Annotated in this window: 20 protein-coding genes; 19 read left to right on the forward strand and 1 reads right to left on the reverse strand. The window is 60.3% G+C overall.

Annotated elements, in window-relative coordinates; translation table 11 throughout:
• Positions 1-16: 16 nt before the first annotated feature.
• Positions 17-556 carry a PAS and helix-turn-helix domain-containing protein gene (locus tag ACYQ6M_RS09950; RefSeq protein WP_055659566.1) on the reverse strand — a complete coding sequence of 180 codons (540 nt, stop codon included), beginning with the start codon at positions 554-556 and terminating at the stop codon, positions 17-19.
• 86 nt (positions 557-642) lie between these two features.
• Between ACYQ6M_RS09950 and ACYQ6M_RS09955 the strand changes: the two genes are divergently transcribed.
• The 19 genes from ACYQ6M_RS09955 to ACYQ6M_RS10045 all read left to right on the forward strand — a co-directional run bounded on the left by ACYQ6M_RS09955 (position 643) and on the right by ACYQ6M_RS10045 (position 21,694).
• Positions 643-1,968: an acetylornithine deacetylase/succinyl-diaminopimelate desuccinylase family protein gene (locus tag ACYQ6M_RS09955; RefSeq protein ID WP_460073580.1), complete on the forward strand. Its 1,326-nt coding sequence runs from the start codon at positions 643-645 to the stop codon at positions 1,966-1,968.
• Positions 1,955-3,439, forward strand: a complete 1,485-nt coding sequence (locus tag ACYQ6M_RS09960; protein WP_460073582.1) for an ABC transporter substrate-binding protein — start codon at positions 1,955-1,957, stop codon at positions 3,437-3,439. The genes ACYQ6M_RS09955 and ACYQ6M_RS09960 overlap by 14 nt, the downstream gene beginning before the upstream one ends.
• Positions 3,440-3,540: 101 nt before the next feature.
• Positions 3,541-4,488: an ABC transporter permease gene (locus ACYQ6M_RS09965; protein ID WP_460073584.1), complete on the forward strand. Its 948-nt coding sequence runs from the start codon at positions 3,541-3,543 to the stop codon at positions 4,486-4,488.
• Positions 4,488-5,318, forward strand: a complete 831-nt coding sequence (locus ACYQ6M_RS09970) for an ABC transporter permease (RefSeq protein WP_022997673.1) — start codon at positions 4,488-4,490, stop codon at positions 5,316-5,318. Before ACYQ6M_RS09965 ends, ACYQ6M_RS09970 begins: the two co-directional genes overlap by 1 nt.
• Positions 5,315-6,904, forward strand: a complete 1,590-nt coding sequence (locus tag ACYQ6M_RS09975; RefSeq protein WP_460073586.1) for an ABC transporter ATP-binding protein — start codon at positions 5,315-5,317, stop codon at positions 6,902-6,904. Before ACYQ6M_RS09970 ends, ACYQ6M_RS09975 begins: the two co-directional genes overlap by 4 nt.
• Positions 6,905-6,915: 11 nt before the next feature.
• Positions 6,916-8,370: an aldehyde dehydrogenase family protein gene (locus tag ACYQ6M_RS09980; protein ID WP_460073588.1), complete on the forward strand. Its 1,455-nt coding sequence runs from the start codon at positions 6,916-6,918 to the stop codon at positions 8,368-8,370.
• 124 nt (positions 8,371-8,494) lie between these two features.
• Positions 8,495-9,235 carry an SDR family oxidoreductase gene (locus tag ACYQ6M_RS09985; protein WP_460073590.1) on the forward strand — a complete coding sequence of 247 codons (741 nt, stop codon included), beginning with the start codon at positions 8,495-8,497 and terminating at the stop codon, positions 9,233-9,235.
• An 85-nt stretch (positions 9,236-9,320) separates the two neighbouring features.
• Positions 9,321-9,710: a GFA family protein gene (locus tag ACYQ6M_RS09990; protein WP_031268047.1), complete on the forward strand. Its 390-nt coding sequence runs from the start codon at positions 9,321-9,323 to the stop codon at positions 9,708-9,710.
• A 410-nt stretch (positions 9,711-10,120) separates the two neighbouring features.
• Entirely contained in the window at positions 10,121-11,041 is a 921-nt protein-coding gene (locus tag ACYQ6M_RS09995; protein WP_022997667.1) for a sugar ABC transporter substrate-binding protein, read from the forward strand.
• A 77-nt stretch (positions 11,042-11,118) separates the two neighbouring features.
• Positions 11,119-12,687, forward strand: a complete 1,569-nt coding sequence (locus ACYQ6M_RS10000) for a sugar ABC transporter ATP-binding protein (protein ID WP_460073593.1) — start codon at positions 11,119-11,121, stop codon at positions 12,685-12,687.
• Positions 12,684-13,682, forward strand: coding sequence for an ABC transporter permease (locus tag ACYQ6M_RS10005; RefSeq protein ID WP_460073595.1), 999 nt, complete (start codon positions 12,684-12,686; stop codon positions 13,680-13,682). The genes ACYQ6M_RS10000 and ACYQ6M_RS10005 overlap by 4 nt, the downstream gene beginning before the upstream one ends.
• Positions 13,679-14,089 (forward strand): D-ribose pyranase, encoded by a 411-nt coding sequence (gene rbsD / locus ACYQ6M_RS10010; RefSeq protein ID WP_460073597.1) that lies wholly within the window; start codon positions 13,679-13,681, stop codon positions 14,087-14,089. Before ACYQ6M_RS10005 ends, rbsD begins: the two co-directional genes overlap by 4 nt.
• Complete coding sequence (gene rbsK, locus ACYQ6M_RS10015; protein WP_460073599.1) at positions 14,086-15,012, forward strand: ribokinase; 927 nt, start codon at positions 14,086-14,088, stop codon at positions 15,010-15,012. The genes rbsD and rbsK overlap by 4 nt, the downstream gene beginning before the upstream one ends.
• 80 nt (positions 15,013-15,092) lie before the next feature.
• Positions 15,093-16,082 (forward strand): LacI family DNA-binding transcriptional regulator, encoded by a 990-nt coding sequence (locus ACYQ6M_RS10020; RefSeq protein ID WP_022997662.1) that lies wholly within the window; start codon positions 15,093-15,095, stop codon positions 16,080-16,082.
• Between the two features lie 151 nt (positions 16,083-16,233).
• Complete coding sequence (locus tag ACYQ6M_RS10025) at positions 16,234-18,528, forward strand: bifunctional salicylyl-CoA 5-hydroxylase/oxidoreductase (RefSeq protein WP_022997661.1); 2,295 nt, start codon at positions 16,234-16,236, stop codon at positions 18,526-18,528.
• A complete protein-coding gene (locus tag ACYQ6M_RS10030) occupies positions 18,525-19,268 on the forward strand; it encodes an SDR family NAD(P)-dependent oxidoreductase (RefSeq protein WP_209168903.1) in 744 nt (247 codons plus the stop codon). The genes ACYQ6M_RS10025 and ACYQ6M_RS10030 overlap by 4 nt, the downstream gene beginning before the upstream one ends.
• Positions 19,268-19,750: a MarR family winged helix-turn-helix transcriptional regulator gene (locus tag ACYQ6M_RS10035; protein WP_055659133.1), complete on the forward strand. Its 483-nt coding sequence runs from the start codon at positions 19,268-19,270 to the stop codon at positions 19,748-19,750. Before ACYQ6M_RS10030 ends, ACYQ6M_RS10035 begins: the two co-directional genes overlap by 1 nt.
• The gene (locus ACYQ6M_RS10040; protein ID WP_460073602.1) at positions 19,740-20,540 is read left to right on the forward strand and encodes an enoyl-CoA hydratase family protein; all 801 of its coding nucleotides are present in this window, start codon (positions 19,740-19,742) and stop codon (positions 20,538-20,540) included. The genes ACYQ6M_RS10035 and ACYQ6M_RS10040 overlap by 11 nt, the downstream gene beginning before the upstream one ends.
• On the forward strand, positions 20,540-21,694 hold the full coding sequence (locus ACYQ6M_RS10045; RefSeq protein ID WP_152511336.1) for an acyl-CoA dehydrogenase family protein: 1,155 nt from the start codon (positions 20,540-20,542) through the stop codon (positions 21,692-21,694). The genes ACYQ6M_RS10040 and ACYQ6M_RS10045 overlap by 1 nt, the downstream gene beginning before the upstream one ends.
• The last annotated feature ends 3 nt before the right edge of the window (positions 21,695-21,697 follow it).

Raw genomic sequence — 21,697 nt, forward strand, 5'->3', positions numbered from 1 at the left:
AACAGAAGCGTGCCGTCTATTGTCCGGAAAGCCGGGACAGCAGCACGGCAACGCTTTTGACCTGAAACTTCTTCAACAGCCGCGCGCGCACATCCTCAACGGTTCTTGGAGACAGGCTCAGGACACGGCCCATTTCCTTGCTGGTCTGTCCCTGGGAAAGAAGCAGCAGGACATCGCGTTCGCGCGGTGTCAGCTTCGGCCCGGCAGCAGCATTGTCGATCAGGGCGAAACTCAGGACGATCCGTGCCAGCGGTGTTTCCGGCGTCAGCGTTCGCGCCCGAAACCGGCACCAGATTGGCGTTCCATCGGACCGGCGCATCAACCGCTCATCCGTGTAGGGCAGGGACCGTCGCAAGGGCTCCAGGCCAATGTCGCGGATCTGGTGAAATTCCTGATCCGTGCCGTAGAGCAGCCGGAAACTCTGCCCGATCAGCTGAGACTTCTTGAACCCGAACATCTCAAGGAATGTCTGATTGCAGGCACGAATGATACGGTTTTCGGTCAGCGCCAAACCCATGGGCGCGTTTTCGAAGGCCAGTTGGTCGAGGTCTGTCATGTTCCACCGTGTTCCTACGGTATTGGCACCGTAGTTTGACGGTAGCATAGTTCTCGTTGCTTTTACCAAGGGGAGGCTGAGACGGGATGGCGCTAGCAGACGACCTGATCCGGGAGATCGACGGAAGGCGCGAGGATCTGATCGCGTTGACCCAGGACCTTCTGCGCATTCCCACGCTCAACCCGCCCGGCGAGAACTACCGCGATATCTGCGATTATCTGCAGAAGCGACTGTCCAGGTCCGGCTTCGACATCGAACTGATCCGGGCGCATGGAACACCCGGCGACAGCGACAAGTATCCGCGCTGGAATATCGTCGCGCGTCGGGATGGCGACCGGCCAGGCGAATGCGTGCACTTCAACAGTCATATCGACGTTGTCGACGTCGGCCACGGCTGGACAAAGGATCCGTTCGGCGGGGAACTTGTCGACGGCAAGATTTACGGCCGAGGCGCCTGCGACATGAAGGGCGGCCTTGCCGCCAGCATCGTTGCAGCCGAGGCATTCCTTGCGGTCTGTCCGGACTTTGCCGGAGCTATCGAGATCAGCGGAACGGCCGACGAGGAATCGGGTGGCTACGGCGGCGTCGCCTATCTTGCAGGCAAGGGCTATTTCAGTCCGGACCGGGTTCAGCATGTCATCATTCCCGAGCCGCTGAACAAGGACCGGATCTGCCTCGGTCACCGAGGGGTGTGGTGGGCCGAGCTGGAGACATTCGGAGAGATCGCTCACGGCTCGATGCCGTTCCTCGGCGATTGTGCTGTCCGGCACATGGGAGCGGTGATCGACGAGATGGAGCAGAGCCTGTTTCCGGCGCTCGCGCAAAAGCGCACCGAAATGCCGGTGGTGCCGGAAGGCGCGAAACAGTCGACGCTCAACATCAATTCCATCCACGGTGGTCAATCGGAAGGCGACGCGGATTTCACGGGTCTTCCGAGCCCCTGCGTGCCGGACAGTTGCCGGATGGTGATCGACCGCCGGTTCCTGCTGGAAGAGAATATCGACGACGTGCAGGCGGAAGTCCTGGAAGTTCTGAAGACGGTTGAAGGACGGCGCGACAAGTTCCGCTACGACTTGAGGGAACTGCACAGGGTGTTGCCCACCATGACCGAAAAGGATGCGCCCGTCGTGCGGACCGTCGCCAAGGCCATTGCCGAAACCATGGGCCGTGAAGCTGAATATGTCGTCAGCCCGGGTACCTACGACCAGAAGCATATCGATCGTATCGGCAAACTGAAAAATTGTATCGCCTATGGCCCGGGCATTCTGGATCTGGCACATAAACCGGACGAATATGTGGGAGTGGATGACATGCTCGATTCTGCGAAGGTCATGGGCCGTACGCTGATCGAGCTGTTGGCAAGGCCTTGCGAAAGCAGCCTCAATAAAGGGGGAAGTCATGCGTTTGCGTAAGTTTGGATTGGGTCTGGTCAGTGCTTTGGCGCTGGCAGCGAGCATGGGAATGGCCCATGCAAAGAGCGATATCGTGGTTGCCATGCAACTGGAACCGCCACATCTGGACCCGACTGGTGCCGCTGCAGGCGCGATTGATTCTGTCCTTTACTCCAACGTCTTCGAAGGCCTGACCCGCTTCGGTCCGGATGGTTCGGTTAATCCCGGGCTGGCCGAAAGCTGGGAGATTTCCGAGGACGGCAAGACCTATACCTTCAAGCTGCACGACGGCGTGAAATTTCACGATGGATCGGATCTGACGGCGGACAACGTCAAGTTCAGCCTCGATCGTGCCCGCGCAGACGACAGTCAGAACGCCCAGAAAGCGCTGTTTGCCGGTATCGAGAGCGTGGAAGTGGTTGATCCGCTGACCGTGAAGGTAACGCTCAAGGAGCCGAACGGCAGTTTCCTGTTCAACATGGCCTGGGGCGATGCGGTTATTGTCGCTCCGGAATCCATTGGCGATATCAAGAGCAAGCCGGTTGGAACGGGCGCGTTCAAGTTCACCGACTGGGTACAGGGCGACCGGATCGATCTGGAAAAGAACGCAGACTACTGGGGTGAACCGGCCAAGCTCGACAAGGTCACCTTCAAGTTCATTTCCGATCCGACGGCTGCCTTCGCGGCCGTGATGGCGGAAGACGTCAACGCTTTCGTCGGTTTTCCGGCGCCGGAAAACCTGCCGCAGTTCGAGGCCGACGCCCGCTTCCAGGTGCTGGTAGGCTCTACCGAAGGCGAGACCATTCTTGCAGCCAACAACAAGTTGCCGCCGCTCGACAACATCAAGGTGCGCGAAGCGATTGCCCACGCGGTTGACCGGCAAGCGATCATCGATGGCGCGATGTTCGGCTACGGCACGCCGATCGGAACGCATTTCGCGCCGCATAACCCTGACTACGTCGATCTGACGGGGAGCAGCCAGTACGATCCGGACCTCGCCAAGAAGCTGCTGGCCGAGGCCGGCTATGCGGATGGTTTCACCACCACGCTCAAGCTGCCGCCGCCATCCTATGCTCGCCGGGGCGGGGAGATCATCGCCGCTCAGCTCCGTGCCGTCGGTATCGAAACGGAAATCACCAACCTGGAATGGGCGCAGTGGCTGGAGCAGGTCTTCAAGGGCAAGGATTTCGGCCTGACAATCGTCAGCCATACCGAGCCGATGGATATCGGCATCTATGCCCGGCCGGATTACTATTTCCAGTATGACAATGCGGACTTCCAGAAGCTCATTGCCGATCTGACTGCGGAGAACGATCCGGCAAAACGCTCCGACCTTCTGAAACAGGCTCAGGAGACGATCTCCAGGGACTACGTCAACACCTACCTGTTCCAGCTCGCTTTCCCGACCATCGCCGACGCCAAGATCAAGGGGCTCTGGGAAAACCAGCCGACCCAGGCAACGGATCTGACGGCGGTCTACTGGGAAGACTGACCCATACCGCAAAGCGGATGCTCGCGCCCGGTGTGCGGGCATCCACCTTCACTCCTTTCCTTTTGCCGGTATCTGACTGCCGATAGGCACGCGACGCGTTCATGCTGCAATATTTCCTGAAACGCCTTCTGTCCCTGGGGCTCAGCCTCGTGGCCGCGTCGGTGATAATCTTCCTGGCGCTGGAAGTGGTGCCGGGTGATCCGGCGTCCTACATGCTTGGCCTCAACGCCCAGGAAGACACGCTTGCAGCCCTGCGCGAGGAGCTGGGCCTTGGCGGCAGCATCCTTGAGCGCTATGCAGCCTGGGCAGGTGGTCTTCTGGTTGGCGATTTCGGCACGTCCTACACATATCGCACACCCGTTGCAGGCATGATCGCCGATAGGCTTTGGGTGTCTCTGCCGCTCGCAGTCTATGCTCTGGTGCTGAGCACCTTGATCGCTTTTCCTGCCGGTATCTGGGCTGCCTCGCGCCGGGGCTCCCACGCCGATGGCGCTGTCATGGGCGTGACCCAGCTCGGCATCGCCATCCCCAACTTCTGGTTCGCGATGCTGATGGTGCTGGTTTTTGCCATCAATCTGCGCTGGTTTTCTGCCGGCGGATTTCCCGGGTGGGACGCGGGATTCTTCGCTGCCATGAAAGCGCTGACACTGCCGGCCATCGCCCTGGCCCTGCCGCAGGCGAGCATCCTGACACGGGTCATGCGCTCCAGCCTGCTGGACACGCTGGGAGAGGACTTCATCCGCACTGCCCGTGCCAAGGGTCTCAGCAAGGGAAAGGCACTCTGGCGTCATGCGGTGCGCAACGCCCTTATTCCGGTGTTGACGATCCTCGGGCTGCAATTCTCCTTCCTGCTGGCGGGCGCAATCATCATTGAAAACGTCTTCTTCCTGCCGGGCCTCGGCAGGCTGGTCTTTCAGTCGATCAGCGCGCGCGACCTGATCGTGGTCGAAAGCGTCGTGATGCTGCTGGTCTTTGCGGTCATCGTCGTCAACTTCACTGTCGATATGGCCTATGCCTGGGTCGATCCGAGACTGCGGAGGCGACGTTGATGAGCGTCCTGTTCCACAGCCGCACACTGCTGCCAGGCGCCATTCTGACGCTTCTGTTCACGGCCGCCGCGCTTATCAGCCTCGTCTGGGTTCCGTATGACACGACAGTGCTGGATATCGCCAACCGCATGAAGCCGCCAAGCTGGCTGCACCCCTTCGGTACCGATCAGTTCGGGCGGGATATTCTCAGCATGATCATGGTCGGTGCACGAACGTCCATTGCCGTTGCCCTGGTGGCTGTCGGCATCGGCATGGCTGTTGGTGTGCCGCTCGGTCTTGCGGCAGCTGCCAGGAAAGGCGGCCTGATGGACGAGATCATCATGCGCGCCAATGACCTTGTGTTTGCGTTTCCAAGCCTTCTGATCGCGGTCATGATCACTGCCGTCTTCGGGGCGTCGGCGCTCAACGCCATCATCGCCATCGGCATCTTCAACATCCCGGTCTTCGCCCGCCTGACGCGCGGCGCCGCGCTGTCGCTCTGGAACCGGGAATACATTCTGGCGGCGCGGGTCGCGGGCAAAGGCTCGGCGCGTATTTCGCTGGAACACATCCTGCCCAACGTCGCCAATCTCCTGATCGTTCAGGGCACGATCCAGTTCTCTCTGGGCATTCTCGCCGAAGCGGGGCTCAGCTATGTCGGTCTCGGAGCACAGCCGCCGACTGCCAGTTGGGGGCGGATGCTGGCAGACAGCCAGACGATGATATCGCTCGCGCCTCATCTGGCGCTGTTTCCGGGCCTTGCCATCCTTCTGACGGTGCTTGGACTGAACCTGCTTGGCGATGGCCTGCGGGACAGTCTCGATCCGAAACTCAGGAGGGCCCGGACATGAGCCTTCTGACCATAAGGAACCTGTCGCTTTCCATTCACGGTCTTCAGATCCTCCGGAATGTCTCAATGGAAGTGGCGCCGGGCCGTATTCTCGGGGTGATCGGCGAGAGTGGATCAGGCAAGTCGATCACGGCCTTTTCCGTGCTGCAGCTGTTACCGGGCGGCGCTTCCTGTACTGGTTCGATCAATCTGTCGGGCAAAAATATCCTGTCGCTTAGCGAAGCCGAAATGTGTGGCCTGCGCGGGCGGGACGTCGGCATGGTCTTCCAGGAGCCGATGACCGCGCTCAATCCGCTGAAGACCATCGGCGACCAGGTTGCCGAGACAATCCTGATCCACGAGCACGTTTCGAAAGCCGAAGCAATGGTTCGCGCAGCGGATGCCCTGCAACGCGCGGAACTACCGCAGGAACGGTTTCCGTTAAGCCGGTATCCGCACGAACTCTCCGGCGGTCAGCGCCAGAGAGTGGTCATCGCCATGGCCATTGCGCTCAAGCCCAAGCTTCTGATTGCCGACGAACCGACCACTGCACTGGATGTCACGACCCAGGCACAGATCCTGGAACTTCTGAAGCGTCTCGTCGCCGAGGACGGCATGGGGCTGATGCTGATCAGCCACGACCTCGCGGTCGTGGCCGACCTTGCCGACGATCTGGTGATCATGCGTCAGGGCGAGGTGGTCGAAAGCGGTCCGGCCAAGACGCTCTTCGGCAATCTGCAGCATCCCTATTCGCGTGCGCTGCTGGAAGCCTCCGCCCATGTGCCCGAACGCGGCAACGAAACGCTGGAGCAGCCCCTGCTGCAGGTGCGTGATGTCGTGCGCGATTATACCGGACATACACACGGATGGTGGGGCAAGACCACGCAGTTTCGTGCTGTTGATGGCGTCAGCTTCGAGATCCGCAAGGGCGAGAGCCTCGGTCTTGTGGGTGAATCGGGTTGCGGCAAGTCCACACTGACGCGTGCTATCCTGGGTCTGGAAGAAGTGCAGGGCGGCGAAATCCTGTTCGACGGTCTACCTGTCTTCACCCATCACCACGCCAACCAGATCGTGCGCCGGCGCATGCAGGTGGTCTTTCAGGACCCCTATGGAAGCTTTAATCCGCGCTGGCGTGTGGACAGGCTGATCACGGAACCTTTCCATCTGCTCTCTGACCCACCCAAAGGGGCCGAGCGAGACGCGGCAATTGCCGAAGCTCTTGAAAGCGTGGGTCTGAGCGGGTCGGATGCCCACAAATACATACACGAGTTTTCCGGTGGGCAGCGTCAGCGCATCGCAATCGCACGTGCGCTCATCATCAAGCCGGACCTGATCATTCTCGACGAAGCAGTTTCAGCGCTCGATGTGTCCGTTCGCGCCCAGGTGCTCGACCTACTGGCGGATCTGGCCGACAGGTTTGGCCTGACGTACCTCTTCATCAGCCACGATCTAAGCGTGGTCCGTTCGATAACGGATCGGGTGCTGGTGATGAAATCCGGCAAGATTGTCGAGCAAGGTCCGACGGACACGGTCTTCGACCAGCCGAACCATCCATATACCCAACAACTTGTTGCTGCCGCACCGGTCCTTCCGGCCGGCATCCTTTAGGGGAGGAACCCATGACCCAGGAACTGGACCTTTGGTTCGATCCGGCCAAATGCCTGATCGGCGGAAAGTGGGTGGATCCGGCAGGAGGCGGAGAACTGCCGCTCAACGATCCTTCGACCGGGGCACGCATCGGTGCGATTGCCCGCGGTGGAGCGGCTGATATCGATGCAGCGGTGGATGCGGCCGAAGCCGCCATGGCAGGCGAGTGGGGGCGAACCAACGCCGCCGAGCGCGGCCGGTTCCTGTTTCGCCTGCGCGAGCTGGTGCTGGAAAAGGTCGACCATCTGGCGCGGATCGAATCGATCGACGTCGGCAAGCCGTTGAAACAGGCACGCGCAGACGCTGTCGCTCTTGCCCGCTATCTGGAATTTTATGGCGGGGCTGCAGACAAGCTCCATGGCGAGACAATTCCCTATCTCGATGGGTACACGGTCTACACCTTGCGCGAACCGCACGGCGTTACCGGGCATATCGTGCCCTGGAACTACCCGATGCAAATCATCGGCCGGTCAGTTGGCGCGGCGTTGGCAACAGGCAATGCCTGTGTGCTGAAACCGGCGGAAGACGCCTGCCTGACGGCGCTCGCCTTTGCCGATCTCGCTCGCCAGGCCGGATTGCCTGACGGTGCGCTGAACGTGGTTCCGGGTCTTGGGTCGGAAGCCGGCGCGGCCTTGACCGCACATCCGCGTGTTCACCACATCTCTTTCACCGGGTCGGTTGCAACCGGTGTTCAGGTGCAGACGGCGGCAGCCCGGAATGTCGTGCCGGTAACGCTGGAGCTCGGCGGCAAGTCGCCTCAGCTTGTGTTCGAAGATGCCGATCTGGATGCTGCCCTGCCATTCCTGGTGAACGCAGGCATCCAGAACGCCGGGCAGACCTGCTCGGCTTCCTCACGCATTCTGGTGCACAGGTCCGTTCTTGATCAGGTAACCGAGCGCATGGCGGCTCGCTATGGGTCGCTGACGGTCGGGCCTGCACTGAACGATCTCGATGTCGGACCGTTGATCTCGGCCAAGCAGAAAGACATCGTCTCAAGTTTTCTGGATCGGGGGGCGGACCTGCAAAAGGTGGCGGAAGGTGTGTTGCAGGACGCACCGGAAGGCGGGAACTACGTCTGCCCGACCCTTTTTGCCGGCGTTTCACCCGGCCACGTGTTGGCACGGGACGAGATTTTCGGCCCGGTGCAGGTGATCATTCCCTTTGACGACGAGGAAGAAGCAATCTCGATTGCCAATGGCACGGACTACGGCCTTGTCGCGAGCCTGTGGACCCGCGACGGTGCCCGCCAGATGCGGCTCGCCAAAAAGATCCAGACCGGTCAGGTTTTCATCAACAACTACGGTGCCGGTGGTGGTGTCGAGCTGCCGTTCGGCGGTATGGGCAAGTCCGGTCACGGCCGGGAAAAGGGGTTCGAGGCGCTTTACGGCTTCACCACGCTGAAGACCGTTGCGGCGTTTCACGGATGAACGCCCGGACGCTCAATTCGATGCGCGTACAAAGAACAATTGATTGTAGCTCCCCGATCCCGGCTCGCGCTTCGCTCAGCCGGGATGATGCTGGAGAGCAAGGAACCAAGATCGGGAGGTTTGCATGAGACTTGAAGGAAAGAAGGCGATTGTCACGGGTGGGGCCTCGGGCTTTGGTGCTGGCATCGTGCGCAAGTTCGCAGCAGAAGGCGCAAAGGTCATGGTCGCCGACCTGAACCTGGAGCTTGCAGAGGAAATTGCCGCGGAAGTTGGCGGACTGGCCATCAAGACGGATGTCTCCAGCAATGACAGCGTCAGCCACTTGGCCGATGTTGCCTCCTCGCTGCTCGGCGGAGTCGATATCCTGGTCAACAATGCCGGTATCACGCATCTGCCCAAACTGATGCAGGACGTTACGGAAGAAGAGTTCGACCGGGTCCTCGCGGTCAATTGCAAGTCGGTCTATCTGACCGCGAAGCACTTCGTCCCGGCCATGACGGAAGCCGGCAAGGGGGCGATCCTGAATGTGGCTTCTACCGCAGGCCTCAGCCCGCGTCCCAGGCTCAACTGGTACAACGCCTCCAAGGGGTGGATGATCACCGCGACAAAGACGATGGCGGTTGAACTCGCCCCGTCGGGCGTGCGGGTCAATGCAATTTGCCCGGTGGCCGGCGAAACGCCGCTTCTGAAAAGCTTCATGGGTGAAGACACGCCGGAAATGCGTGCCAAGTTCCTCTCCACCATTCCCATCGGCCGTTTTTCGACACCGGAAGACATGGGCAACGCCGCCTGTTTCCTGTGCTCGGACGAGGCGGGCATGATTACCGGAGTTGCGATGGAAGTTGACGGCGGACGCTGCATCTGAGGATTGATCAGCCTCGGCCGGATCATGTATCGACAGGTCCGAACAGATTTGCGCGACATCCAGACGGCCGAAGGAAGATGGGATCATGAAGCGATACACCGGTGGCTGCCTGTGCGGGAATGTCCGGTTCGTTGCAGAAGGCGAACCGTATCGGGTCGGCCTTTGCCATTGTCTTGACTGCCGCAAGCATCATGGGGCGCTGTTCCACGCCTCTGCTGTCTTTCCGCAGGATGCCGTAAGCCACGAAGGAGAAACGGGCGCGTATCGGGGGCGATCTTTCTGTCCTCGGTGCGGGTCGTCCGTTTTTTCGCAAACGGGTGATGAAACCGAGGTGCATCTGGGAGCGCTGGACGCACCCGACCAAATGACCCCGACCTACGAGCTCTGGACCATCCGCCGCGAAGCCTGGCTGCCGGAATTTCCGATTTCCAGACACTACGAGCGCGATCGGGAAAACGAGGGCCGCGAGGAGTAGAGGCTTTCAAACCAGGGCCGGGTGCCAAGTGGATGGCGAGTAGGCCCTGCATTGCGCGTCACGCCATCGCGTTCCGGTCGCTGATGCTTCGAAACCTGCAAGACTTCGCGCGCTCTGTTATCCGGTTTGTGCATCTGCAACCGTTTGTACCTTTGCAGTCAGGTAGGAAGTCAGGGGGGCTGGATTCGGCCCCTTTTTGCTGCGCCATTACGCTCTCGAGCAAATTTTTTCACGTTTAAATTCAGGTGAAAGATCCTGAAATCACTCGCTATTTCTACGCATGAAATGAATGCATTCAAAAAAATGAAACGTTTCATATTGACGTTGTAATTCGGCCGTGCTTTCAATTGTGCAGCCTGATAGCGCCCTTGGAATGGCGTGAGAGGTGCAGCCTTTTTGGGAGGAAAATCATGAAGTTATTGAAAATCGCTGCCGCGGCAGCGACCGGCCTCGCTTTGCTTGGTGGAACCGCTCTTGCCGACGACAAGCCGGTGGTGGGCCTGATCATGAAATCACTGGCCAACGAGTTCTTTCAGAACATGATGGTTGGTGCCGAGGAGCACCAGAAGCGCCGTGGCGACTATGAGCTCAAGGCCGTCGGCATGCAGAACGAGACCGACTTTGAATCCCAGATCAATGCGGTCGAAAACTTCATCACGCAGGGCGTTGACGCCATCGTTGTCGCTCCGGCCGACAGCCGCGCCATGGTCCGTCCGCTGAAAAAGGCGATGGAAGCCGGTATCGTCGTGGTCAACTTCGATGTGGCGCTTGACGAGGAAGCCAAGAAGCAACAGGGCGTAGAACTCGCGTTCGTTGGCCCGGACAACCGCGGCGGTGCCAAGCTTGCCGGTGATGCACTGGGCAAGAAGCTGGGTGAGGGCGCAAAGGTTGTCATCATCGAGGGCAACCCGGGTGCGGACAATGCCACGCAGCGCCGCCTGGGCTTTGAAGACTCTGTTGCCGAGTACAAGCTGGACCTGCTCGACAGCCGGACAGCGCATTGGGAAACCGAAGAAGCCAACCAGGTCTTCGCCACAATGCTGACAGCGCATCCCGACGTTCAGGGCGTGATGGCGGCCAACGACTCCATGGCGATTGGCGTTGTAAAGGCACTGGAAAGCGCCGGCCGCACCGACATTGAAGTCATTGGTTTCGACAACATTCCTGCAGTCGGCCCGATGATCGAAGACGGCCGGATGCTGGCAACCGTCGACCAGTTCGGCACGGACATGGCGGCCAATGCCATCGATATGGCGCTCGACGTCGTTTCGACCGGTGAGCAGCTTCAGGGCTGGGTCAAGACGCCGATCGAATTGGTGACTGCGAAGTAAGCAGTCTCAAGAACGCTCCCGCCCGGTCAGCTTCAGGGCGGGAGCTGTTTATCCATCAAAAAACGACTGGACGCACCATGGCAGCAGCATCGCTTGCCGCAGCGCCCGCCGCTGCACCGGACCGTGCTTTCCTGACGGTCGAGGGTCTGAAAAAGCATTTCGGTGGCGTCAAGGCACTGGACGGGGTCAGTTTCTCCCTGGATGAAGGCGAGGTTCATGCGCTCGTCGGAGAAAACGGCGCCGGCAAATCCACACTTATCAAGATCCTCTCAGGCGTGTTTCCCTACGACGCAGGTCAGATCGCCCTGGCTGGCGAACCTTACCGCCCCATGAGCCCGCATGACGCCAAGGATCATGGCGTTCAGGTGGTTCATCAGGAATTCAACCTGCTTGAACACCTCACCATCGCCGAAAATATCTCCATAGAACATCTGCCGAAGAACAGCCTCGGTCTGTTGGACCGCAAGGAAATGAACCGGCGCGCGCGCAAGGCACTGGATGCAATCGGACTGACGGATGTGGACGTCACCGCTCCAGTCCGCTCTCTCGGAATTGCCCATCGCCAGCTGGTCGAAATTGCCCGGGCGTTGCAGTCGAAAAGCCGGATCCTGATCCTGGACGAGCCGACCGCAACCCTGACGGAACGCGAGACCAGACGCCTGTTTGACATCGTTGCCGGTATCAAGGCGGACGGGGTCACCGTGGTATTCGTCTCGCACCACCTTGATGAGGTGTTTGCCATCTGTGACCGTGTCACCGTGTTTCGAAACGGCAAGACCATTGCGACCGATCTGATCAGCGAGACCACTCCGGAAGGTGTTGTGCAGCGGATGGTGGGGCGCAAGCTTGCCGCCGAACAGGACGAACAGCCCGATGGCCATGCGCTTGGCGCAAGCGCATTGAGGCTGGAAGACCTTCTGACCGTTGCAAATCCCGGGACAAACGGGGTTTCACTTGATTTGCGTTACGGCGAGATCGTCGGGATATCCGGACTTGTCGGGGCAGGGCGTACCGAAATCCTGCGCGGCATCTTCGGGATCGATCCGCTCAAGTCCGGCAAGATCTACCGTGATGGCGCGGAAGTGCGCTTCAAGGGGCCGCGTGACGCCATTGCTGCGGGCATCGGTTTTGTCACCGAAGATCGCAAGGACGAAGGCCTCATTCTGGACATGCCCATTGCTGCCAACATATCGCTGGCCAACATGGGCTTGGTCTCGCGCAAGGGGCTTTTGAAGCTGGCCGAGGAAACGCGCCAGGCCATCGCAAGCGCCGCCCGGTTGACCCTCAAATACGGACGGGCCTCGGATCCTGCCTCGAGCCTTTCCGGCGGCAATCAGCAGAAGGTTGTTCTGGCCAAATGGCTGGCGCGCAATCCGAAGGTGTTGCTGCTCGACGAGCCGACACGCGGTGTGGACGTCGGCGCCAAGGCGGAAATCTACGCCATTCTGAAAGACCTGGCCCGAGAAGGGGTTGCCTTGCTTGTCGTCTCTTCGGAAATGCCGGAGCTGATGACACTGGCCGATCGCATTCTGGTGCTTGCCGAACATGAGATCCAGGGCGAAGTGAAACGACCGGATTTCTCTGAAGAAAACATTCTGAAACTGGCCTACGGGCAAACGCCGAGCGCCGGGGAAAACGACAAATGACAACCGAAACCTTGAGTGAAACGGCCGCCGCCGCACCGAAGTTCTCCATCCGGACGGTGTTGCACAACGCAGGCATCGGCCTGGCCCTGCTGGCGCTGATCGTCTTTTTCTCGCTCTTCACCGAGCACTTTCTGACGCCCAACAACATCACCAACATCCTGACCCAGATCACCATCAACCTTGTGCTGGCCGTCGGCATGACTTTCGTGATCCTGATCGGCGGCATCGATCTGTCTGTCGGATCCGTCATGGCCTTTGCCGCCGTTGTTGCCGGCAAGGCGATTACCTTGCCCGGCTTTGGCCCGGCTGAGGCGATTGCGCTAGCCGTGGTCGCAGCCACCCTGACCGGCGTCTTCTGCGGCTTTCTCAACGGCGCCATCAGTGCCTACTGGTCGCTGCCGTCCTTCATCATCACGCTCGGCATGCTGAACATTGCCCGCGGCGCAGCGCTGCAGGTTTCCGAGGCACAGACCATCTATTCCTTCCCCTTCGCGTTCGAGGAATTCGGATCCGCCATGGTCTACGGCGTGCCGGTAGTGTTCCTGGTGGCGCTTGTGCTGGTGTTCATTGCCTGGTTCGTGCTGAACTTCACGGTCTTCGGCCGTCTGATCTACGGTATCGGCAACAACGAGGAAGCTGTCCGGCTGGCCGGTCATTCGGTGGCTCGCTACAAGATCGCCGCCTTCACCATCTGCGGTCTGACCGCCGGGATTGCCGCGGTCGTCTATATGGCACGCCTCAACATCTCCAGCCCGATTGCCGGCATCGGCTTTGAACTCAATGCCATTGCTGCCGTCATCATTGGCGGCACCAGCCTCAGCGGCGGGCGCGGATCGGTCATCGGGACGCTGCTGGGGGCCTTCATCATCGGTGTTCTCGCAAACGGTCTCATCCTGATTGGCCTCAGCGACTTCATGCGCCAGATGATCACCGGTGTCGTCATCATCGTTGCCGTCATCCTCGACTACTACCGTGCAAAGTACGCCGCCAAATGAAACGCACAGCCCTGTTGAACCGCCACCTGAGTGCGCTTGTCGCCTCTCTCGGGCATATGGACGAAATCGTGGTTGCCGATGCCGGTCTGCCTGTCCCGGCCGGTGTGAAGGTGATCGACCTTGCCGTCACTGCAGGGGTGCCGAGCTTTCGCGAACTGCTGACCGCACTGAAGTCCGAACTCGTCATTGAAGGTGCCGTCTGGGCAGAGGAGGCATCTGCGGAACTGACCTCGTTGATGCAGCATGAAGTGGCTTCCTGGGCGGAGGAGACGGGTAAGGCGATTACCGTTTCAAGGCTTACGCACGAGGCTTTCAAGCACCGGACGCAAACGGCCAGGGCCGTGATCCGCACCGGCGAGGTGACCCCCTACGCCAACATCATTCTTATCAGCGGAGTTGCGTTTTGACGTCCGTTACCGTTGTCGGCAGCATCAATATCGACCTCACCAGCTATCTCGCCCGCTGGCCGAAAATTGGCGAGACGATTTCCGTTCGCGAAACCGTCACCTCGCTGGGCGGGAAGGGGGCCAACCAGGCCGTCGCTGCCGCCCGTCTGGGAGCCAGTGTCAACTTCATCGGCGCCGTCGGCAAAGATGGTTTTGGGGCGGAAGCCGCCGCAGCTCTGAGGCCAGAAGGGGTTGCGATCCTTCTGGAGGAAATGACCAACACCGCAACCGGTCTTGCCTTCATTGATGTCGGCCCTGACGGGCAGAACATTATCCGCCTCTCCGCCGGTGCAAATGGCAGGCTGTCACCGGAAAATGTCTCGAAATATGCAGATATCCTCCGCAAGAGCCGCGTCCTGCTACTGCAGAACGAGATCGGTCTGGAAACATCGCTGGCCGCCGCGCGGATTGCCCGTGAGGCGGGTGCGCTGGTCATCATGGATCCGGCACCCGCACCGAACCCTGCCTGGCCCGCTGAAGTTCTGTCCAGCTTTGATATCCTGACACCAAATGCGGGTGAGGCAGGCGGCCTGTTGGGAACAGAACCGCAAACACTGGCCGAAGCCCGCGAGGCGGCTGGTGCGTTGCGCAGCTTGGGCTTGCGCGGGGCCGTCGTCACCATGGGGGCAGACGGAGTTGCCTGGTCAATCGACGGCAGTACCGGCGCCTTGCCTGCGCCCAGGGTTCGCAGCATCGATACGGTTGCCGCCGGTGACTGTTTCAACGGTGCTTTTGCAGCAAGAATAGCCTCGGGCAAGTCGATTGAGGATGCAATTTCGTTCGCCATGCAGGCGGCGGCCCTGGCAACAACCCGTAAGGGAGCGGCAACATCGTTGCCACGTCTGGACGAGATGGAGGCTTTCCCCGCCCAACGCATTGCCTGAATGCATTCATTTGCTTGATCAGATCACCGAGGAATGGTTCAAGGGGGGCAACGCCTGGGGCGCGGGGAGAAACGCAAAACATGCCAACAATCAAAGACGTCGCACGCAAAGCCGGTGTGTCCGTTGGTACTGTCTCCCGCGTTCTGTCCAAAAACGAGTCGGTCAAGCAGCCCCTGAAGGAGCGTGTGCTCGCGGCTATGAAGGAGCTGGACTACAAGCCCAACCTGGCTGCCAGGGCTTTGCGTACCAACAGCATCGACGTGATCGGCCTCGTGGTGCCGGATATCACCAACCCTTTCTTTTCCCAGCTCGCCAAGAATATCGAAATGGAAGCCGCCAAGCGGGGCCACTCCGTGATGCTCGCAAATTCCCATGACGACGCGGAAGCCGAACAGACACAGATCGCGGCATTGCTGGACAGGGCCGTGTGCGGGGTCATCGTGGTGGCAACCTCCGACGGTGGCCAGACACACAAGGCCGACGTGCCGATCGTTTCGCTCGACCGCCGTTTCGGTCCCTATCCGCTGGTCGCCACTGACCATTTCGACGGCTCGGCGAAGATCGCCGATCACCTCGTCGGCCTGGGCCATCGCCGCATCGCCTATATCGCCGGCCCGCAGTCCATGGAAGTGGCCCGCCAGCGGCGGGAGGGCTTTGTTGCCCGGATCAAGGCCCTGTCAACGCCGGAAGATCCGATCACGCTTACTGTCCACGAAGGTCATTTCGATTACGACAGCGGCGAAGACATCGGCCGGTCAATCCTGAAAGACGCTTCCCGGGAGACCCGCCCGACAGCCATCGCCGCCGCAAGTGACCAGCAGGCCATCGGTGTCTTGCGCTGCGCCCGCGATCTGAAGATCGCCATTCCGGCGGATCTTTCCGTCACCGGCTTCGATGATATTGCACTGGCAGCTCTCGTCGTCCCGCGTCTGACCACCTTGCGTCAGCCCATTGAACAGCTGGCCGGGTCAGCGGTTGCAAGGATCTTTGCCGGGGAGGCTGCGGCCGACGAAGCGATTGCCGGGGAGATCGTGGTGCGGGAATCGACTGGCAATATCCCGAATTCCTGAGACGCATTGAACGGTTCCGGACCTGTATCCAGCCTGACATAAAAGACGATTTGCAGATCGATACCGTCATTTATTTCAAGCTTGAAATTTTAGGCTTGAAATAAATATCTCCCTGTGGTTCGCTGAGCATACCACAGCAGGGGAGGTTCGTATGCGGATTGCTTGTCTGGGCGGGGGACCTGCCGGTCTCTATTTCGCCATCTCGATGAAACTGCGAGACCCATCCCACGAGATCGACGTGATCGAGCGCAACCGCGCCGACGATACGTTCGGCTGGGGCGTGGTGCTCTCCGATGAGACCCTTCAGAACCTTGCGGTGAACGACGCCGTCAGCGCCAAGGCCATCGGCGAGAATTTCGCTTATTGGGACGACATTGCCCTTCACATGCGTGGAGAGCGTCTCGTCTCCACCGGGCATGGTTTCTGCGGCATCGGTCGCATGAAATTGCTGCTGCTCCTTCAGGAGCGCGCCCGCGAGCTCGGCATCAACCTGAAGTTCGAAACCGAAGTCGACAGCGCCGAGGATTATCGCAAGGACTACGATCTCGTAGTGGCCAGCGACGGTCTGAATTCCAAGACCCGCACGCTCTATCAGGACACGTTCAAACCCGACATCGATCAGCGCCTGTGCCAGTTCGTCTGGCTCGGCACGCATCAGAAATTTGCCGATGCCTTCACCTTCATCTTCGAGGAAACAGAACACGGCTGGGTCTGGGCGCACGCCTACCAGTTCGATGATGAAACGGCGACCTTCATCGTGGAGTGCACGCAGGAAACCTTTGACGCTTTCGGCTTTGGCGAAATGAGCCAGGAAGACAGCATCCGGACCTGCGAGGAAATCTTCAAGGATCACCTTGGCGGCCATCCGCTGATGACAAACGCCAAGCATATCCGGGGCTCCGCCTGGATCCGCTTCCCGCGTGTCTTGTGCGAGAAGTGGAGCCACGAGAATGTGGTTCTGCTCGGCGATGCTGCCGCAACGGCGCATTTTTCCATCGGTTCCGGCACCAAGCTTGCCTTTGAATCGGCAATTGCGCTCGCGGAATACCTGCACACCGAAGCGGATATGGCCGCTGCTTTCAAGCGCTACGAGGAAGACCGGCGCCTGGAGGTGCTGCGTCTGCAGTCGGCAGCACGCAACTCGCTGGAATGGTTCGAACACGTCGAGCGTTATCTCCATCTCGATCCGGTCCAGTTCAACTATTCCATGCTGACCCGTTCCCAGCGCATCAGCCACGAGAACCTGCGTCTGCGGGATCCGAAATGGTTGGAATCTGCCGAGCGCTGGTTCATGAACCAGGCCGGCGTTTCCCCGAATTCTCCCGTGCGCGCACCCATGTTCACGCCGTTCAAACTGCGCGAGATGGAGTTGAAGAACCGCATCGTCGTCTCGCCGATGGCGCAGTACAAGGCCGTTGATGGTTCGCCGACCGACTGGCACATGGTCCATTACGCCGAGCGTGCCAAGGGCGGGGCGGGTCTCGTCTTTGTCGAGATGACTTGCGTCAGTGCCGAGGGTCGGATCACGCCAGGCTGTCCGGGGCTCTATGCGCCAGAACACGAGGCAGCCTGGAAACGGTTGACCGATTTCGTGCATGCCGAAACAGATGCCAAGATCTGTTGCCAGATCGGCCATTCCGGCCGCAAGGGCTCCACGCGGATCGGCTGGGAAGGCATGGACAAGCCGCTTCACGACGGCAACTGGGAACTTGTTTCCGCGTCCGCGATCCCCTGGTCAGACGGCAATGCCGTGCCGCGCGAGATCACACTTGCCGAGATGGACGCGATCAAGGCGGAGTTCGTTGCCGCAGCCGAAATGGCTGAGCGCGCCGGCTTCGACATGATCGAGCTTCATGCGGCTCACGGCTACCTGCTGTCGTCTTTCATTTCGCCGGTGTCCAACGCACGGACGGACGAATACGGCGGGTCATTGGATAACCGCATGCGCTGGCCATTGGAGGTCTTCAACGCCATGCGCGCTGTCTGGCCTGATCACAAGCCGATGTCTGTTCGAATTTCTGCCTGCGACTGGGTGGGCGAGGAAGGCATCACGCCGGACGATGCGGTCGAGATAGCTCGCCGCTTCCGTGATGCCGGCGTCGATCTGGTCGACGTCTCCGCGGGTCAGACAACCCCGAAGGCGCGTCCGGTCTATGGCCGCATGTTCCAGACGCCGTTCTCAGACCGTATCCGCAACGAGGGCGGGCTGCCGACCATGGCTGTCGGCAATATCTACGAGGCAGACCACGCCAACTCGATCCTTATGGCGGGCCGGGCGGATCTTGTTGCCGTCGGCCGTCCGCATCTGGCGGATCCGTATTGGACGCTGCATGAAGCTGCCAAGATCGGTGACCGGAACGCCACCGACTGGCCGTTGCCGTATCTCGCGGGCCGCGACCAGATGTGGCGTCTGGCCGATCGGGAAGCGGAGATGTTGAAGGTATGAGTGTCGCTTGCCGCCATATCCTTGTTACCGGTGGCGGCAGTGGCGTCGGTGCCGCCTGTGCCCACCTCTTCGCTGAAAAAGGCGCAAAGGTCACCATTCTCGGCAGGACGGAAGCAAGCCTTGCCGAACAGAAGCTGCCGTACCAGGTATGCGATGTAACCGATGCGCAGGCTGTCCAGGCAGCCGTTGCTGCCGCCCGGACGGTCAATGGTCCGGTTGATGTCGTGGTCGCCAACGCAGGGGCTGCCAGCAGCAAACCCTTTGCCCGCACCACGGCGGAAGACTTTCAGGCCATGCTGGCGGTCAATCTCTTCGGCGTGTCGAATGTCTGGCAGGCCGTTTTGCCGGACATGAAGGCGAGCGGCTGGGGCAGGATGATCGCAATAGCTTCCACCGCCGGGCTGCGGGGTTATCCCTATGTAAGCGCTTATAGCGCCGCCAAACATGCTGTCGTCGGGCTGACGCGCTCGCTGGCGCGGGAACTGGCCAGAACCGGCATCACCGTCAATGCGATTTGCCCCGGCTTCATCGAGACGCCGATGCTGCATCGCTCCATCGACACGATTGTCGAAAAGACCGGCATGAGCCGGGAAGCCGCGGCTGACAGCCTGAAAGCGGACAATCCACAGGGACGCTTCATCCAGGTGTCGGAAGTGGCCGAAGCTGCGCTTTATCTGTGTTCTGATGGCGCGGTGTCCATCAACGGTCACGCGCTGACACTTTCGGGAGGAGAGCTGTGATGGCGGAAACCGCAGCGAAACAGGAAGCCCTGTCCAAGACGCGTTTGCGCCTGTGGCTGAAGCTGTTGAAATCCGTCAATGGCATCGAAGCCGAGATCCGTCGGAACCTGCGTGACCAGCATGGCACGACGCTGCCGCGGTTCGACGTCATGTCGGCGCTCGCCCGCTTTCCCGACGGATTGAAAATGTCGGAATTGTCCACGTTCCTGAAGGTGTCGAACGGCAATGTCACCGGCATTGTCGACAAGCTGACCGAGGAAGGTCTGGCCCTGCGTGTCGCCGTTCCAGGTGACCGGCGAGCCCAGGTGGCCCGTCTGACGCCGAAGGGCAGAGCCGCCTTCGAGGAACTTGCAACCCATCACGAAACCTGGATCGACGAACTGCTGGACGGCTGGTCGGCGGAAGATATCGCGGCGCTTTCGAGCCGCCTCGATCTGGTCCTGAAACGTCAAAGCCAAGAGGAGAGCGGAAATGCGAAGTGACGTGACGCATTTCAAATGTGAGATCGCGAACGGCATTGCGCGGATCGCGCTCGACCGCCCTGAACGCAAGAACCCGCTGACGTTCGAAAGCTACGCCGAGCTGCGCGACTGGTTCCGGGATCTCGTTTATTCGGATGATGTCCATGCAGTGGTGATCCTCCCGAACGGCGGCAACTTCAGCTCCGGTGGCGACGTGCATGATATCATCGGCCCGCTGACGAAGATGAACATGAAGGAGCTCCTGGCCTTCACCCGCATGACCGGTGATCTGGTGAAAGCCATGCTCAACTGCGGCAAGCCGATCATATCCGCGGTCGACGGCATTTGCGCCGGTGCTGGTGCCATCATGGCCATGGCGTCCGATCTGCGCGTTGCGACACCGGAGGCCAAGGTTGCCTTCCTGTTCAACAAGGTCGGCCTTGCCGGTTGCGACATGGGTGCTTGCGCGATCCTGCCACGTATCATCGGGCAGGGCCGTGCGGCGGAGCTGCTTTATCTCGGCCGTTCGATGAGGGCCGAGGAAGGTCATGCGTGGGGGTTCTTCAACGCGGTGGTGCCGGCGGGTGAGCTGGACCAGGCGGCCATGGATATGGCCGGCCGTATTGTTGCCGGACCGACCTTCTCCAACTCCATGACCAAGACCATGCTGGCGCAGGAGTGGTCCATGGGCCTGGATCAGGCCATCGAGGCGGAAGCCCAGGCGCAGGCGATCTGTATGCAGGGCAACGACTTCCGCCGGGCTTACGAAGCCTTCGTGAAAAAAGAAAAGCCGGTGTTCGAGGGCGACTGATGTCGGATAAATCTTTCCTCCACTGGCCGTTCTTCGAAGAAAAGCACTGGCGTCTCGCTGAAGAACTGGAGATCTGGGCAGGATCGCATCTGGCTCATGTTGACCATTCGGACACGGACGCAGCCTGCCGTCATCTGGTGACAGCGCTCGGTGATGCAGGCTTCCTGCAGCACAGCGGTGCCCCGGACGGCAAGCTGGATGTACGCAGCCTCTGCCTCATTCGCGAAACGCTGGCCCGTCATGACGGCCTGGCGGATTTTGCCTTTGCCATGCAAGGACTCGGAACCGGTGCAATTTCCCTGTTCGGAACGGACGAGCAGAAAGCCGAGTGGCTTCCGCAGACGCGTACCGGCAAGGCGATCTCCGCCTTCGCGTTGACCGAACCTCAGTCCGGTTCCGACGTTGCCAATTCGACCATGACCGCCACCGACGATGGCGATGCCTATGTGCTCGACGGCGAAAAGACCTGGATTTCCAACGGTGGTATCGCCGACGTCTACACGCTTTTTGCAAGAACCGGCGAAGCACCCGGCGCAAAGGGTTTGTCGGCCTTCATCGTGACGCCTGACCTTGAAGGTTTCGAGGTTGTCGAACGCCTGGAAACAATTGCGCCCCATCCGCTTGCCACACTGCGTTTCACCGGCTGCCGCATTCCGAAAAAGAACATGATCGGCACGCCGGGCGCGGGGTTCAGGATTGCGATGTCTGTCCTGGACATTTTCCGCTCGACCGTCGCCGCCGCCGCCCTGGGCTTTGCCCGCCGGGCGCTGGATGAAGCGCTTTCACGGGTGACGACACGCGAAATCCAGGGTTCTCCGCTGTTCGACCTGCAGCTGGTGCAGGGACATATCGCGGACATGGCGCTGGATGTCGATGCCGCAGCCCTGCTGATTTACCGTGCCGCCTGGACCAAGGACAGTGGCGCCCCTCGCGTGACGCGGGAAGCCGCCATGGCAAAACTCTTTGCCACCGACCAGGCACAGAAGGTCATCGACAAGGCCGTGCAGCTTCACGGTGGCGATGGTGTTCGCTCGGGCATGCAGGTCGAAAAGCTCTATCGAGAAATCCGTGCCTTGCGCATCTACGAGGGTGCGTCGGACGTTCAGAAGATCATCATCGCGCGCCAGACCCTTGGCGCCTTTCAGGGAGACTGATCC

Source organism: Roseibium sp. ROS1 (assembly GCF_054658215.1).